The organism is Mycobacterium sp. D16Q16 (assembly GCF_002013745.1).
GTDB lineage: Bacteria > Actinomycetota > Actinomycetes > Mycobacteriales > Mycobacteriaceae > Mycobacterium.
In genome coordinates this window covers 1-16167 of the sequence record NZ_MAEY01000026.1, presented here as the reverse complement: position 1 = coordinate 16167, position 16167 = coordinate 1, and the positions used below count along the sequence as shown (strand labels likewise).

Annotated in this window: 15 protein-coding genes and 1 tRNA gene; 13 read left to right on the top strand and 3 right to left on the bottom strand. The window is 64.7% G+C overall.

Annotated elements, in window-relative coordinates; all coding sequences use genetic code 11:
• The first annotated feature begins 65 nt into the window (after window positions 1-65).
• The 12 genes from steA to B4394_RS22245 all read left to right on the top strand — a co-directional run bounded on the left by steA (window position 66) and on the right by B4394_RS22245 (window position 11868).
• Window positions 66-1250 (top strand): putative cytokinetic ring protein SteA, encoded by a 1185-nt coding sequence (gene steA / locus B4394_RS22300; RefSeq protein WP_078312335.1) that lies wholly within the window; start codon window positions 66-68, stop codon window positions 1248-1250.
• A 7-nt stretch (window positions 1251-1257) separates the two neighbouring features.
• Complete coding sequence (locus B4394_RS22295) at window positions 1258-2202, top strand: copper transporter (protein ID WP_078312336.1); 945 nt, start codon at window positions 1258-1260, stop codon at window positions 2200-2202.
• A 143-nt stretch (window positions 2203-2345) separates the two neighbouring features.
• On the top strand, window positions 2346-4040 hold the full coding sequence (gene pyrG / locus B4394_RS22290) for a CTP synthase (protein ID WP_078312337.1): 1695 nt from the start codon (window positions 2346-2348) through the stop codon (window positions 4038-4040).
• The gene (locus B4394_RS22285; protein ID WP_078312338.1) at window positions 4033-4677 is read left to right on the top strand and encodes an NUDIX domain-containing protein; all 645 of its coding nucleotides are present in this window, start codon (window positions 4033-4035) and stop codon (window positions 4675-4677) included. The genes pyrG and B4394_RS22285 overlap by 8 nt, the downstream gene beginning before the upstream one ends.
• Window positions 4674-5621 carry a site-specific tyrosine recombinase XerD gene (gene xerD / locus B4394_RS22280; RefSeq protein WP_078312339.1) on the top strand — a complete coding sequence of 316 codons (948 nt, stop codon included), beginning with the start codon at window positions 4674-4676 and terminating at the stop codon, window positions 5619-5621. The genes B4394_RS22285 and xerD overlap by 4 nt, the downstream gene beginning before the upstream one ends.
• A 116-nt stretch (window positions 5622-5737) precedes the next feature.
• Entirely contained in the window at window positions 5738-6619 is an 882-nt protein-coding gene (locus B4394_RS22275) for a ParA family protein (protein WP_078312340.1), read from the top strand.
• Between the two features lie 26 nt (window positions 6620-6645).
• Entirely contained in the window at window positions 6646-7512 is an 867-nt protein-coding gene (locus tag B4394_RS22270) for a segregation and condensation protein A (RefSeq protein ID WP_139360379.1), read from the top strand.
• Complete coding sequence (gene scpB / locus B4394_RS22265) at window positions 7509-8279, top strand: SMC-Scp complex subunit ScpB (protein WP_078312342.1); 771 nt, start codon at window positions 7509-7511, stop codon at window positions 8277-8279. The genes B4394_RS22270 and scpB overlap by 4 nt, the downstream gene beginning before the upstream one ends.
• 1 nt (window position 8280) lies before the next feature.
• Complete coding sequence (locus B4394_RS22260) at window positions 8281-9021, top strand: pseudouridine synthase (RefSeq protein ID WP_078293940.1); 741 nt, start codon at window positions 8281-8283, stop codon at window positions 9019-9021.
• Between the two features lie 8 nt (window positions 9022-9029).
• Entirely contained in the window at window positions 9030-9704 is a 675-nt protein-coding gene (gene cmk / locus B4394_RS22255; RefSeq protein ID WP_078316360.1) for a (d)CMP kinase, read from the top strand.
• Window positions 9701-11101 (top strand): ribosome biogenesis GTPase Der, encoded by a 1401-nt coding sequence (der, locus tag B4394_RS22250; protein ID WP_078312344.1) that lies wholly within the window; start codon window positions 9701-9703, stop codon window positions 11099-11101. The genes cmk and der overlap by 4 nt, the downstream gene beginning before the upstream one ends.
• A gap of 200 nt (window positions 11102-11301) precedes the next feature.
• Entirely contained in the window at window positions 11302-11868 is a 567-nt protein-coding gene (locus B4394_RS22245) for a LysM peptidoglycan-binding domain-containing protein (RefSeq protein WP_078312345.1), read from the top strand.
• An 87-nt stretch (window positions 11869-11955) separates the two neighbouring features.
• Here the strand turns inward: B4394_RS22245 and B4394_RS22240 are convergent, their stop codons facing one another.
• The gene (locus B4394_RS22240; protein ID WP_078316359.1) at window positions 11956-13320 is read right to left on the bottom strand and encodes an HNH endonuclease signature motif containing protein; all 1365 of its coding nucleotides are present in this window, start codon (window positions 13318-13320) and stop codon (window positions 11956-11958) included.
• Between the two features lie 162 nt (window positions 13321-13482).
• Here B4394_RS22240 and B4394_RS22235 point away from each other — a divergent pair.
• Window positions 13483-13559: transfer RNA gene (locus B4394_RS22235), tRNA-Pro, on the top strand.
• A gap of 348 nt (window positions 13560-13907) precedes the next feature.
• Here B4394_RS22235 and B4394_RS22230 read toward each other — a convergent pair.
• Together B4394_RS22230 and B4394_RS22225 are read right to left on the bottom strand one after the other, a co-directional pair.
• Window positions 13908-15602: a potassium channel family protein gene (locus B4394_RS22230; protein WP_078316303.1), complete on the bottom strand. Its 1695-nt coding sequence runs from the start codon at window positions 15600-15602 to the stop codon at window positions 13908-13910.
• Between the two features lie 125 nt (window positions 15603-15727).
• Window positions 15728-16066 (bottom strand): P-II family nitrogen regulator, encoded by a 339-nt coding sequence (locus B4394_RS22225; protein ID WP_078316358.1) that lies wholly within the window; start codon window positions 16064-16066, stop codon window positions 15728-15730.
• Between the last annotated feature and the right edge of the window lie 101 nt (window positions 16067-16167).

The following is a 16167-nucleotide window of genomic DNA, read 5'->3' as shown; positions in this document are numbered from 1 at the left end:
TAATGTGACAGGTGTTACGGCGCGCCTCCACTGCCTGAGCTGCCCCGCGAGCCATCATCAGCTGTATGAACTTGACCACGATGCTCACTCGAAGCAGCAGCTCCCGGCCTGGCATCGTCGGAACAGTACGGACCGACAGGGACATCAACCGGCTGCTCCAACGCCTCAATCCGGGTGATATTGCCGTCATCGACATCCTGGATCTGGATCGGATCACGGCAGACGCTCTCGTCGACGCGCGCGTCAGCGCCGTCGTGAACGTCTCACCGTCGATCTCCGGTCGCTACCCGAATCTGGGGCCCGAGGTGCTGGTCGCCAACGGCATCATCCTCATCGACAGCATCGGACCCGAGGTCTTCAAAAAGGTCAAGGACGGCTCCACGGTTCGCGTGCACAACGGCGGCATCTACAACGGTGACCGCCGCCTCATCGCCGGGACGCCGCGCACCGATGCGGATGTGCACCACCTGATGACCGAGGCCAAGACCGGATTGGTCGCGCACCTGGAGGCCTTCTCCGGCAACACCATCGAGTTCATCCGCAGCGAGAGTCCGCTGCTGATCGACGGCATCGGTATCCCGGACGTCGACATCGACCTGCGTAATCGCCATGTCATCGTCGTGTCCGACGGCGTGGGTGCCGCCCACGACCTGAAGAACCTCAAGCCGTTCATCAAGGAGTACCAACCGGTTCTCATCGGAGTCGGGACCGGCGCCGACATCCTGCGCAAGGCCGGCTACCGGCCGCTCATCGTGGTGGGGGACCCGCTGCTGATGAGTAACGATGTCCTGAAATCCGGCGCGCAGGTTGTTCTTCCCGCCGACGCCGACGGGCACGCCGCCGGGCTCGAGCGCATCCAGGACCTGGGAGTCGGCGCTGTGACCTTCCCGGCGGCGGGTTCGGCCGCCGACCTGGCGCTGCTGCTGGCCGATCACCACGGCGCATCGTTGATCGTGACGGTGGGGCATACCGCATCCATCGAAGAGTTCTTCGATCGCGAACGCCAGCAGTCCAATCCGTCAACCTTCCTGACCCGGCTCAAGGTCGGTGCCAAGCTTGTCGACTCAAAGGCCGTTGCGACGCTGTACCGCAACCGGTTCTCCGGTGGGGCGATCGCCTTGTTGATCCTGGCGGTACTGGTCGCCGTGATCACGATGCTGTGGGTCACCAGCGCGGGCGACAGCGCGGCCGAATGGCTGCTCGCCTATTGGAACCGGCTGACGGTGTGGGTGCAGAACCTAGTCAGCTGAGCTACCCGTGATCACTCTGCGCCAGCACGCAATATCCCTCGCTGCGGTCTTCCTCGCCCTGGCGGTCGGCGTCATACTCGGTTCCGGCTTGCTCAACGACACGCTCCTGTCGGGTCTACGCGACGACAAGCGCACCCAGCAGCGGCAGATCGAAGACCTCAATCAGGACAAGAACGCTCTCAACGAGAAGCTCAACGCCGCAAGCAATTTCGATGCCACCATGGCGCCTCGAATGGTCAAGGATGTCCTGAGCGATCGAAAGGTGGTGTTGTTCACCACCCCGGAGGCAGACCGTTCCGATGTCGACGGGATCGCCCAGCTGATATCCACCGCCGGCGGATCGGTATCGGGCCGAGTCGGGCTGACCGACCAGTTCACCGACGCCAATCAAGGTGAGCGGCTGCGCACCATCGTGAACTCATCGATCCTGCCCGCCGGGACCCAGCTGCGCACCGATGTCGTCGACCAGGGATCGCAGGCCGGTGACCTGGTCGGCATCGTGCTACAGATTGCCCCGCACAAACCGGAGGAACCGGCACCGCCGGTGACCGACGAGCAGCGTGACATCGCATTGTCGGCGCTGCGTCAGAGCGGATTCATCACCTACACCGACGGACAGGTGTCGGCGGGGAACCTCGCGGTGATCGTGACCGGGGGAGCACTACCCGACGATGCCGGGAACAAGGGGTCCAGCGTGGCGCGATTCGCTGCCGCGCTGGATCGGCGCGGCTCCGGCACCGTCCTCGTCGGCCGCAGCGGATCGGCCAATGGCATCGCATCGATCGCGGTGACCCGGGCTGACGGTTCCATGGCCTCGGCGGCGAGCACCGTCGACGACGTGGAGATGGCCTCGGGCCGCATCACCACCGTCCTGGCGCTGCGGGAACAGTCTGACGGCCACTCGGGCCGGTACGGACTTGGTCCCGGAGCTACCTCCATCACGGTGCCCTAGACGGCCACAAAAAGGGGATCTAGGCCACACCGCGCGGCGTGTTCGGCGCCTGTTGTCGGTGTCTTTGTTAGGGTGAGGTTCCGTGGGTCAGCAGGGCCCCGAGCCAGTCAGAATTGCCCTGCGCAGTCGTCACGGGAGCCTTCTTGCCAGGTCTACGCAAGCATCCTCAATCCGCCACTCGGCACCTCTTCGTCAGCGGCGGAGTTGCCTCCTCGCTGGGCAAGGGACTGACCGCCTCGAGCCTCGGGCAACTGCTCACGTCACGCGGTTTGCACGTGACCATGCAGAAGCTCGACCCGTACCTCAATGTGGATCCGGGCACCATGAACCCGTTCCAGCATGGCGAGGTCTTCGTGACCGAGGACGGGGCCGAGACCGATCTCGATGTCGGGCATTACGAGCGCTTCCTGGACCGCGACCTGTCGGGATCGGCGAATGTCACGACGGGACAGGTCTATTCGTCTGTCATCGCCAAGGAGCGCCGCGGTGAGTACCTCGGTGACACCGTGCAGGTGATCCCGCACATCACCGATGAAATCAAGAGCCGCATCCTGGCGATGGCCGAGCCCGACGCCAATGGCAAGCGGCCCGACGTGGTCATCACCGAGATCGGCGGCACCGTCGGCGATATCGAATCGCAGCCGTTCCTGGAGGCAGCGCGCCAGATCCGGCATGACGTCGGCCGTGACAACGTCTTCTTTCTGCACGTCTCCCTGGTGCCGTACCTCAAGCCGTCCGGTGAGCTCAAGACCAAGCCGACGCAACACTCGGTCGCCGCGCTGCGCAGCATCGGTATCACCCCCGATGCGCTGATCCTGCGCTGTGATCGGGAGGTGCCCGAGCCACTCAAGAACAAGATCGCGCTCATGTGCGACGTCGATGTCGACGGCGTGATCTCCACGCCGGACGCCCCGTCCATCTACGACATCCCGAAGGTTCTGCATCGCGAGGAGCTCGACGCGTATGTGGTGCGCCGGCTCAATCTGCCCTTCCGCGATGTCGATTGGACAGAGTGGGGCGATCTGCTGCAACGCGTGCACGAGCCCAGTGAGTCGGTGCGAATCGCCTTGGTGGGCAAGTACATCGATCTGCCTGATGCCTATCTGTCGGTCACCGAGGCACTGCGTGCCGGCGGGTTCCGGCACCGCACAAAGGTGGACATCAAATGGGTGCCCTCCGACGATTGTGAGACAGAGGCCGGCGCGCAGTCCGCGCTCGGTGATGTCGACGGGGTGCTGATCCCCGGCGGCTTCGGCATCCGGGGCATCGAGGGCAAGCTGGGCGCCATCTCCTACGCACGTAAGCGGCGCATCCCGATGCTCGGCCTGTGCCTCGGACTGCAGTGCATGGTGATCGAGGCGGCGCGCTCGGCCGGTCTCGCCGATGCCAACTCCGCGGAATTCGATCCGAACACCCCGAGCCCGGTGATCGCCACCATGGCAGATCAGGTGCGGGCGGTCGCCGGTGAGGCAGACCTGGGCGGAACGATGCGCCTCGGTGCCTATCCGGCCGTTCTGGAAGCCGACTCCATCGTTGCCGAGGCGTACGGAACGACCGACGTGTCCGAACGACACCGGCATCGGTATGAGGTGAACAACCCCTACCGCGACAAGATCGCCGAGAGCGGCCTGCGGTTCTCCGGGACGTCGCCCGACGGGCACCTGGTGGAGTTCGTGGAGTATCCGAGGGATGTGCACCCGTTCGCGGTGGCCACCCAGGCCCATCCCGAGCTCAAGAGCCGCCCCACTCGTCCACATCCGCTGTTCGTCGCGTTCATCCGCGCTGCGATGGAATACAAAGCGGCCGAGCGCCTTCCGCTGGACCCTGACAGTGAGTAGCGGGACTCCCGGGGAGGGAGAACGCCATGAGTTCCTCACCCTGGAGTCCGAGCCCGTGTACATGGGCGGCATTCTGGCGTTGCGCCGCGATCGTGTCGCGATGCCCGGCGGCGGCAGCGCGATCCGCGAGGTAGTCGAGCATTACGGGGCGGTGGCCGTCGCCGCCGTCGACGAGGTCGGACGGGTCGCGCTGGTGCATCAGTACCGCCATCCGCTCGGGCACCGGCTCTGGGAACTGCCCGCCGGCCTGCTGGATATCGCGGGGGAGGACACCCAACTGGCGGCCGCACGTGAACTGCAGGAAGAGGCCGGCGTCGAGGCCACCACCTGGCGGGTACTCGTGGACGCCGCCGCCTCACCCGGGTTCACCGACGAGGTGGTCAGGGTCTTTCTGGCCACCGGACTGTCGCATCCGGGCCGCGGCGAAAGTCATGACGAAGAGGCCGATATGACGGTGCACTGGGTGCCGTTGGCTGAGGCGGTGTCCATGGTGCTTGCCGGTGAGATCGTGAATGCCATTGCCGCGGCGGGCATTCTGGCCGCGCATGTGGCCCTCGCCGGTCATCACACACGCGCTTCGGACGCCCCCTGGCCGGATCGGCCCACGGCCTTCGCGCAACGTAAGGCCCGAATGTGACGGTGGCGGTCCGGCTCCTGGACGGTGAGATCCAGTCTTATCTGGATCACCTCGACGTGGAACGCGGCGTCGCCGCCAACACACTGAGCTCATACCGTCGCGACCTGCGCCGCTATCGGCAGCATCTCGCCGACCGCAAGATCGACCGCCTCGCCGACGTGTCCGAATCCGATGTGAGCGATTTCGTGGTCACGTTGCGCCGGGGCGACCCCGACAATGGCGTGCCGGAGCTGTCCGCGTCCTCGGCCGCCCGCGCGCTGATCGCCGTGCGTGGACTGCACCGGTTCGCAGCCCTCGAAGGGCTGGCCCCGACCGATGTCGCTCGCGCCGTCAAGCCGCCGACCCCCAATCGGCGGCTGCCCAAGAGCCTGACGATCGACCAAGTAGAGGCCCTGTTGGCCGCGGCGGGCGGAGGTGCCACGGACGGCCCGCTCGATCTTCGCAACCGCGCGCTCCTGGAACTGCTGTATTCGACCGGGGCACGCATTTCCGAGGCCGTGGGGCTCGATGTCGACGATGTCGACGTCCAGGCCCGCTCAGCCCTGCTCTGGGGCAAGGGCGGCAAGCAGCGGCTGGTGCCCGTGGGGCGCCCCGCGGTGGAAGCGCTTCAGGCCTATCTCGTACGCGGCCGTCCGGATCTGGCGCGACGAGGACGCGGTGGCGTGCCCGCGCTGTTCCTGAACTCACGGGGTGGGCGATTGTCACGCCAAAGCGCCTGGCAGGTGCTCGCCGACGCTGCCGAGCGGGCCAAGATCAGTGCCGCGGTGTCCCCGCACACGCTGCGACATTCGTTTGCAACGCACCTCTTGGAAGGTGGTGCCGATGTTCGCGTCGTGCAGGAATTACTCGGCCACGCCTCGGTGACGACGACACAGATTTACACGCTGGTCACCGTCAGTTCGCTGCGTGAAGTGTGGGCTGGTGCGCATCCCCGGGCCCGTTAGTAGTCGCCACATGCGCGGGTTGCCGCTACCGAGAGGCGTAACCCCACTAGACTTGCCCGAATGCCTTCGATGAGCCGGGTGCGCGAAGAGGGTCAAGCAGATGACCGGGAGGTGACGTGACGGACGGCAGTCTCGACGCTGACTTCCCCGCCGGCGACGGCGACCTTGACCTCACCGGTCGTCCTCACCAAGACATCCCCGAACCAAAGCCGCTGACCAGCCATGGGCCGGCCAAGGTCATCGCGATGTGCAACCAGAAGGGCGGGGTGGGTAAGACCACGTCGACCATCAATCTGGGTGCCGCGCTGGCTGGGTACGGCCGACGGGTGCTGCTCGTCGACCTGGACCCGCAGGGCGCTTTGTCGGCCGGCCTGGGAATCGCCCACCACGAACTCGAAACCACGGTGCACAACCTGCTGGTCGAGCCCCGCGTATCGGTGGACGACGTCCTCATGCGTACTCGCGTCGAGGGACTCGACCTGATCCCCAGCAACATCGACCTGTCTGCGGCCGAGATTCAGCTGGTCAACGAGGTGGGCCGGGAACACTCGCTGGCCCGCGCGCTGCACCCGGTACTCGACCGCTACGACTACGTGCTCATCGACTGCCAGCCGTCGCTCGGTCTGCTGACCGTGAACGCGTTGGCGTGCTCCGAGGGCGTCGTCATCCCGATGGAATGCGCGTTCTTCTCGCTGCGCGGGCTGGCGTTGCTCACCGACACCGTGGCCAAGGTGCGCGATCGGCTCAACCCCAAGCTGTCGGTGTCCGGAATCGTCATCACCATGTTTGACGCCCGCACCCTGCACGCGCGTGAGGTGATGGCCCGGGTCATCGAGGTATTCGGTGACCAGGTCTTCCACACCGTCATCACCCGCACGGTCCGCTTCCCGGAAACCAGCGTGGCGGGGGAGCCCATCACGACGTGGGCACCCAAATCCTCCGGTGCCCAGGCGTACATCTCGTTGGCTCGCGAGGTAATCGACCGGTTCGAATCGTGACGGTTGAGGTACCGGAAGCGCTGACTATGTCTGATCCGGTCGCGACTTCCATGGAGCCCTCAGTCTCCGACTCCGCTGCGCTGGAACCGGAACCGAAGGCCGCCGATACGCACGGCTTCCGGATTCATCTCACAAACTTCGAGGGTCCGTTCGACCTTCTGCTGCAGCTCATTTCGCAGCATCGGCTCGACGTCACCGAGGTCGCGTTACATCAGGTGACCGATGAGTTCATCGCTTACACCAAGACGTTGGGCGACACCTACAGCCTGGACGAGGTCACCGCCTTCTTGGTCGTGGCGGCCACCCTGCTGGACCTGAAGGCGGCGCGGTTGCTGCCCTCGGGCCAGGTGGACGACTCCGACGACCTGGCCCTGCTGGAAATTCGTGACCTGCTGTTCGCGCGGCTGCTGCAATACCGGGCGTTCAAGCATGTGGCGGAGATGTTCGCCGAACTGGAGGCTGCGGCGCTGCGCTCGTACCCGCGCGCGGTGGCGTTGGAGGAGCGGTTCAGCGAGCTGCTTCCGCCGGTCCACCTCGGGCTCGATGGGGAGCAATTCGCCCAGCTTGCCGCCGGTGCGTTCACCCCCCGGCCGGTGCCGACGGTGGGTCTGAGCCATCTGCATATTCCCCGGGTTTCGGTGCCTGAGCACGCCAAACGGATGGTCGAACTGCTGTCCGCGCGGGGCGCCGGACAGTGGATGACGTTCACGGAGCTGGTCGCCGAATGCGCGGCACCGATCGAGATCGTGGCCCGCTTCCTGGGCGTCCTCGAGCTCTACCGCTCCAAGGCGGTACTATTCGAGCAATCCGAACCGCTTGGACCGCTCCAAGTTTCATGGACCGGTGAGCGCCCGGCGCAGGATGATCTAGAAAAGGCAGTGGACTACGCATGAGTGAGCAGACGATCCCTGTCGAGGGGTCGCGGGAGTCCACTGATCTCGACGCCCCCGTCGACACCGAGATCAGCGCCCTGGAATCCGACTCGGAAGCCTCTGGCGACGCCGAATCGGGTGCGGACGAATTCGTCCCGATGGCCGATGAGGAACTCATCAGCACTCTCGAAGCCCTCTTGCTGGTGGTGGACACACCCATCAGTGCCTCGGCGGTGGCAGCGGTCGTCGCCCAGCCACTGGACCGCGTAGCCGAAGCGCTGCAACGGATTTCCGAGATCCTGACCGATCGCGCCAGCGGAATAGACCTTCGTGAGACCGTGGACGGCTGGCGTATGTACACCCGTGCCCAGTACGCCCCCTACGTCGAGAAGCTGCTGCTGGACGGTGCACGTTCCAAGCTGACCCGTGCCGCACTCGAGACCCTTGCCGTGGTGGCCTATCGACAGCCGGTGACCAGATCCCGCGTCAGTGCCGTCCGCGGCGTGAACGTCGATGCCGTGATGCGGACGCTGCTGATGCGCGGGTTGATCGCCGAATCCGGCACCGATGATGAATCCGGCGCTGTGATGTTCCGCACCACCGAGCTGTTCCTGGAGCGGCTCGGGCTGACCTCATTGACGGACCTTCCCGATATCGCACCGCTTCTTCCCGATATCGACGTGATCGACGACCTATCCGAAAACCTCGGCGACGAGCCGCGGTTCGCGCGGCTCGACCGGACGCCCGCTGACGGCGCCGCACCCGCCTTTACTGTTGATCAGGACTGAAATGAGCGAAGAGGGAATTCGACTCCAGAAGGTGTTGTCGCAAGCGGGAATTGCGTCACGCCGGGTAGCCGAGCGGATGATCTATGAGGGTCGCGTCGAAGTGGACGGTCAGATCGTGACCGAACAGGGCAGGCGAATCGATCCGGCGGTCAACGTGGTTCGTGTCGACGGCGCACGCGTGATCATGAACTCCGAGCTGGTGTACCTGGCGCTCAACAAGCCCTACGGCATGCTGTCGACCATGTCGGACGACCGGGGTCGCCCCTGCATCGGGAAGCTGATCGAGGAGCGGGTGCGAAGCAATCAGGGCGTCCGCAATGTGGGGCGCCTCGACGCCGAGACCGTCGGGCTGATCCTGCTCACCAATGACGGAGAGCTGACTCACCGTCTTATGCACCCCTCCTACGAGGTGCCCAAGACGTATATCGCCACGGTGGCAGGCACGGTGCCGCGTGGCCTCGGCAGACAGCTGCGTGATGGCGTGGAGCTCGCCGACGGACCGGCGAAGATTGACGATTTCAAGTTCCTCGGCACCGTGGACGGCCAGACCATGATCCAGCTGACCCTGCATGAGGGACGCAATCGCATCGTGCGGCGGATGCTCGACGCCGTGGGTCATCCGGTGTTGGAGCTGGTGCGCACCAAGATCGGCGATGTGGTGCTGGGCAATCAACGTCCCGGGAGCCTGCGCGCTCTGGGCCGCGACGAGATCGGCTCGCTGTACAAGGCGGTGGGCTTGTGACGCGCGTCGTGGTCGCCATCGACGGCCCGTCCGGCACCGGAAAATCTTCGGTGGCCAAGGAATTGGCCCGGCAGCTCGGCGCCGCATATCTGGACACCGGGGCCATGTACCGGATCGTGACGCTCTGGGTGCTGCGCGCCGGTATCGACCTCGACGATCCCGCAGCCATCTCCGCTGCCACCGAACAGGTTCCCATGTCGGTGGGATCCGATCCCGATGCGCAGACAGCTCTGCTGGCGGGAGAAGATGTTTCAACTCCCATCCGGGGAACCGAGGTGACCGGCGCGGTCTCCGCGGTGTCTGCGGTACCGGCAGTACGCGAGCGGCTAGTGCGGCGGCAGCGCGAGCTGGCCGAGGGCAGTGGTGGCGCGGTGGTGGTAGAGGGCCGCGATATCGGTACCGTCGTGCTCCCCGATGCCGACGTAAAGATCTATCTCACCGCATCGGCACAGGCCCGGGCTCAGCGCCGTAATGCGCAGAACGTTTCCGGCGGCGGAGCCGACGAGTACGAGCGCGTGCTCGCCGACGTGCAGCGCCGCGATCATTTGGACTCGACACGAGCGGTGTCGCCATTGCGTCCGGCCGAGGACGCGGTGGAGATCGACACCAGCGATATGACACAGGACCAGGTCGTGGCCCACCTGCTGGACTTGGTGCGAACAAAGGCAGGGGCATCCCGATGACCGACGGCACATGGGTCGATGAAAGCGAGTGGGAACTCGACGAATTCGCCGAAGACGAGGCGGCCGAGGAACCGAGTGCCCCGCCCGCCGTGGTGGCGGTGGTCGGCCGCCCCAATGTCGGCAAGTCGACATTGGTGAACCGGATCATCGGGCGGCGCGAAGCGGTTGTCCAAGACATACCCGGGGTGACCAGGGACCGTGTCTCGTATCCCGCCGAATGGATGGATCGCCGATTCACCGTGCAAGACACCGGTGGGTGGGAGGCCGATGCCTCCGGCCTGCAACAGCTCGTAGCAGAACAGGCGCGGCACGCGATGGCGACCGCGGATCTCATCATCCTGGTGGTCGACGCCACGGTCGGTGCAACCTCAACAGACGAAGACGCGGCGAAGCTGCTGCGCCGCTCGGGTAAGCCAGTTTTCCTGGCCGCCAACAAGGTTGATAGCGACCGGGCCGAGGCCGACGCGGCAACGCTGTGGTCTCTGGGATTGGGTGAGCCCTTTCCCATCAGCGCTATGCACGGGCGTGGGGTCGCGGATCTGCTCGACCGCGTGGTCGCGGACCTGCCTCAGGTGTCCGCACGCGGATCGGGGGAGGGTGGCCCGCGACGCGTGGCTCTCGTCGGAAAACCCAACGTGGGCAAGAGCTCTCTGCTGAATAAGCTCTCGGGGGACCAGCGGTCGGTGGTGCACGATACCGCCGGAACGACCGTTGACCCCGTGGACACCTTGATCGAACTCGACGGCAAGACTTGGCGTTTCGTCGATACGGCCGGTCTGCGCCGCAAGGTCGGACAGGCCTCCGGTCATGAGTACTACGCCTCGCTGCGCACCCATGGGGCCATCGAGGCCGCCGAGGTCGCGATCGTGCTCCTGGACGCATCCCAGCCCATCACCGAACAGGACCAGCGAGTGCTGTCCATGGTGGTCGAGTCCGGGCGCGCATTGGTACTCGCGTTCAATAAATGGGATCTGGTGGACGAGGATCGTCACGACCTCCTTGAACGTGAAGTAGACCTTCAGCTTTCGCAGCTCAGCTGGGCGCAACGCGTGAACATTTCGGCGAAGAGCGGCCGGGCACTCCAGAAATTGGTGCCCGCGCTGGAGTCTGCGCTGCGCTCCTGGGATTCGCGAATTTCCACCGGTCAGCTCAATACCTGGGTCAAGGAAGTGGTTGCCGCGACGCCGCCTCCGGTGCGCGGCGGGAAGCAGCCGCGCGTGTTGTTCATCACGCAGGCCACGTCACGGCCACCGACCTTCGTGCTCTTCACCACCGGTTTCCTCGAGGCGGGGTACCGCCGATTCCTTGAGCGCAGACTGCGCGAAAGCTTCGGCTTCGAAGGCACTCCCATCAGGGTGAATGTTCGGATGCGCGAGAAGCGCGGACCCAAGCGCTAGCTGCCGATGAGATAGCAACGGGCGCAAGCTAAAAGACCTCATGCACATTGCCTTCTCAGGCTCCGTTCACCGAATATTCGCGCTCGTGTTGAGATCTACCCGATCGGAATCGCCCACTTTTTCGGTTTGCCGACCTAGGCTGGTTTGACCGTCTACCATCCTGCGGCGGTAGCAAAACCACCTACGAAAGGCGCAACACAGTGGCGGACACACTCACCCAGGGTCAGAAGCTGGATTCGGGACAGAGCCTCACCTCGAACAACGGCGCGTACACGCTGACTCTGCAGGATGACGGCAACCTGGTTCTGACTGACGGCGGCAGCCCCGTTTGGGCCTCGGACACCAGCGGACACACCGCTGGCCACGCAGAGGTGCAGGGCGACGGCAACTTCGTCGTCTACGACAACGGTGGTGGCGCGCTGTGGAGCAGCAACACCGAGGGTCGCTCCGACGTGAAGCTGGTTCTGCAGGACGACCGCAACCTGGTGCTTTACGCAGGCGCGGATTCCGTCTGGTCTTCGGGCACTCAGACCGACACCCCGGTCGCACCGGCCACCGAGTCCGTTGAGGTTGCTCCTGCAGCCGTGGAGGAGCCTGCTCCTGCCCCGGAGCCCCGCACCTACACCGTCGTGTCGGGAGACACCCTGTGGGCCATCGCCGAGCGTTTCTACGGTGACGGCAACCAGTACCAGAAGATTGCCGACGCGAGCGGGGTTGCCAACCCCGATCTGATTCAGCCGGGTCAGGTTCTGACCATCCCGGAGTAATCACGCCGGCTTAAGCAAGCAGCTTGATGTAAGCCTCTTGGCCCCATCGGCCCCGTCGGGTTAACCCCCGGCGGGGCCGATGTCGTTCTACTCCCGTAAGTAGCCGTCGGGGTGGTGGAACCAATTGATCCGCGGGACGCGCGCCGGATCAACATGTACCGGTGGAATCCACCACGTACGGCCGTCTGGACCGCGGATGGCCCGCCAGTGGTGATCCTTGGGCCCCAGAAGCTTGTGATGTCCCTCGCAGCTGAGGGTGAGTGCGTCCACGTCGGTCTTGCCGCCGTAGGCCCACTCGTCCATGTGGTGCACCTGGCAGTGATACGCCGACCGGTCACATCCTGGGTAGGTGCAGCCACGGTCCTTGGCGGTCAACACGATTCGCTGGTCCTCGCTGGCAATCCGTTTCGCCCGGCCCAGATGCAGAGCGCGCCCGTCGTCGTCGAAGATGGCCAGGTAGTGATGGGCGTGACCGGCCATCCGGATGAGATCTGTGATCGGCAGCAGTGACCCTTCGCCGCCTACGGCGTGGCCCGCCCCCGCTTCGAGTTCCCGCAGTGTTGTCGTGATGACCGTCGTCACCGGCAGCCCGCGGTGGCGGCCCAGCTCGCCCGATGACAACACAGACCGACACACCGCCTTAAGCGCGTCGTGTTGCCGCTGGGCGACCGATCGGGCATCGCGTCGCACTGCTTCGGCATCGGGATTGCCATCTATGCAAGGTGTTTCGCCTTCGGAGTTGCATACGCCGGGTGCTGCGTACTTGGCGAAGATCGCGTCGAGGTAGGAACGCAGTTCGGGATCCAGGTCGAATGCCCCGGGCGTCATGAGATCCGCACCTTGACGCCCCATCCGGAACCCTCGTCGTCGGGCCCGGTCAACGTCCCCGGTAAGACTGCCATCGGGATCCAGATAGGCCAGGAGGCGCTCTGCGGCCCGGCGCAGCTCGTCCGGCCGGAGTGTTCCCGTGAGCCCGGCGAGCTGCTTCTCGGCGGCCGCTCGCGTTACCGCATCCACCGCATGGGGGAGTCGATCCCAGAACTGCCGGATGACCGCAATGTGGTCATGTCCCGCGGTACCCGCTTGTTGTGCCGCGGCGGTCGCCGCGAGCACCGGCTCGATCGGTTCGCCACTGAGAGATGCTGTGGGGGCCAACTCCGCGGCATCCCGAATGCGCCGACGCGCCTCCGAACGAGTGATCCGCAGCGTGTCGGCGAGCACATCCACCAGACTGGTTCCACCGAACTGGCCCGGGACATGCTCCGCCACCAGCCCATTGACGATTCCATGCGTTGTGGCGGGGATTCTCCGAACGATCCTCTCGACCTCGCGAAGAATGGTTAGTCGTTCATAGTGGGTCAGAGCCCGCGCATCGAGTTCGGACAGCGCGTCAACAGCAGCGGCCAGCCCCGCGAGGGCTCCATCTGCATCGATATCCACTGTCGAACTCATGTTCGAATAATAGGGCGCCACTCCGACAATCGGCCGCCAAATGTTGCGGATGTTTTTGTTGTGACACAAGTGATTTCAGGATCTGCGCACCGCCGAGGGGAATCCGAGTTCAGGATCTCGCCAGACCTACGGTAGGCTTCCGTCTGCTGCTCATAGCGGCGGCGGGCTGTGGCGCAGCTTGGTAGCGCACTTGACTGGGGGTCAAGTGGTCGCAGGTTCAAATCCTGTCAGCCCGACCAGGTACGAGGTGGTTTTCATGCCCCAACTGACGTCAGTTGGGGCGCTGCGGGGTCAGCGACGACTCGGGTTGAAGCTCTTATGGACGATTTCCAGGTGGTTGCCGTCGACGTCGCCGATGTTGGCCGGGTAATAGCCCCGACCGTAGTAAGTTCGCACGGCCGGCTCGCCCTCGCTGTCTGCGACGACTCCGATGTACAAGCCGGTCGGGCACGCTGTCAGGCCCACCTGCCGACGCTTAGTTTCCAGGCTCGCGCCAATCCAGGGGTCTCAGTGTCGTTGCATAGAACAAGAGCGAACGGGTGGGGTCTGTCACCGCAATGTAGACGTGGTCGATCAAGAATGTCTGCTCACGTGAACCGTGTTGCCTGACTGCTCGCACGCCCCATGCGGAGTGTCTCCAGCAGCTGCCGGTACGGTCCGACGACGTAGGCGGTATCCCCGGCCGCCAGCCGGGTGTCTCGACGCGGGTGCAGCCGGATTGGCGTACCGTTCCGGCTGATCGCTACAACCCTTGTCCGCGTCGATAAATCGGCCATCCGCATACCGTCCAGCTCGCTGCGGTCTTCCACGAACACCCCACCGACGGTGAAGGATTGCTGACCGACCGAGAACGTGCTCAGCACATGCAGCCCCATGGCGGCACCGATGAACCACGGCGCCGCGAGATCGACGGTTGAGCGGACGTTACCGAACCCGAACCGCTGAGCCACCGCAGTGCTGAGATTGCGGTCGAAGATCCGCAACACCACCGGGACATCAGACCATCTGGCGCCCAACCGGTTCCGCAACACGATGCCTGTCTCGATATTGACCATATCGTCGTGGGTGAGCACCGCAACCGCCTGCGCCCCATCGATCTGCGCCGCATCCCATGTCTGCGGCAGGGTCGCGTCGCCGAATATGACGGGGATTCCCAGATCGGCGACAGTCGCCAGATACCTGTTGTTCTCGGACTGTTCGATCACGGCGACGTCGTGCCCGGCGGCCTTCAGGTCCTGCGCCACCCGGATGCCGAACGACCCCAGGCCGACCACGATGACATGGTTGGTGAGATTCCGGACCTTACGCCGTCCCGAATTCTGGGCGATGCGCTGCGATAACAGCAGGTCCACGACGAACGCCATGACCACCGCCGTCGTCGCAATCCCGGCGAACATCAGGAAGATGCTGAACAATCGCAACCAGGTCGGCTGGTTGGCGAAGCTGAAGTCCCCGTAGCCCACCGTCGCGATTGTTTCGGTCGAAAAATACAGCGCATCCACGTAACTCATTCCGGGCCGCTGATACGTGTACCGCAGCAGCACCGTGGCCCCGGCCAACAATGCCATCGCAATCCCCAGCGCGCGGAAGAAGATCGGGTTCATGTCCTCCCGGAACGCACGGATGCCGAGCAGTAGCCGCGACACTCCAGAGCGCCGGCCCCCGGACGACATCGTGCCTGATGCCGGCGTCATGCCTTGGGCGGCGAGCTCGTCGACGGTTCCGATCATGGCAGTCCAGTCGCCGCGGCGCACCTGCAAATCCCGTCCTGGGCACGCCACCACTTGGTCGGGAGTGGACGAGCCGTGCCCGTGCACCACGGCAACCGGAGCCAGGTCGCCGTACAACTCGCGCAACGTACCGTCACGCGGCGCATCGGTTCCGGAAATGATGAAGTCCGTACCGGCCGCTGTGATGGTGTGAGTAGTGCGGCGCAGACAGGCCTCGACTACCGAAGGAGCAGCCAGGTCGGCGACACCGAGCACCGCGCCCGGTCCTCCGTCCACCGCGACGGCCTCGCGAAGTACGTCATTGACCATACGGATAACCACACGCACTGTCGGGTTGAGTTGTCGCGCCAGCAGGGCGATTTCGAGATTCTGGGCATCATCAGACCCGGCACACACGATCGCTGCGGCGGCCGCGATCTCCACTTCGCCCAGACCACCGACGCTGTCCAACGCGGCGACGACGACACCGGCGGTCCAGAGCTCTTCCGCGATCCGGATCGCCAGTGCGTCTTTGCCAAAGACGATGGTATGTCTCTCCACCCTTGGTGACATTAGCGCGTAGAGACCGCCTTCACACGACAGACCGCACGACTATCCGCAATAGAAGCTGCACGGGCGCAGAGTGGCCGGGGAACGAAACCAACTGAGCGCAAATATCATCCGGTGTTGTGCGAATGTCAGAGAGCGTCGGCACCCTGCTCGCCGGTGCGCACCCGCACCACCGAGTCAACCGGGCTCACCCATACCTTGCCGTCGCCGATCTTGCCGGTGCGTGCGGCGGTCAGGATGACCTCGACGACCTTGTCGACAGCATCATCGTCAACAAGGACCTCGATCTTGACCTTCGGCACGAAGTCGACCGAGTATTCGGCGCCGCGGTACACCTCGGTGTGGCCCTTCTGCCGGCCGTAGCCCTGCACCTCGCTGACCGTCATGCTGGGGTTACCGGTTTGTCCGAGTTGGGTCTTGATGTCCTCGAGCGTGAACGGTTTGACTATCGCTGTAACGAGTTTCACGTCCCTCATGCCTCTCTATGGGAGATGAGGGGGCGTCCCTCTGTCTGCGCGACTCCGAAATTCCCGATGACTGATCCGACGCCGAGCGCGACGAAGTCGTA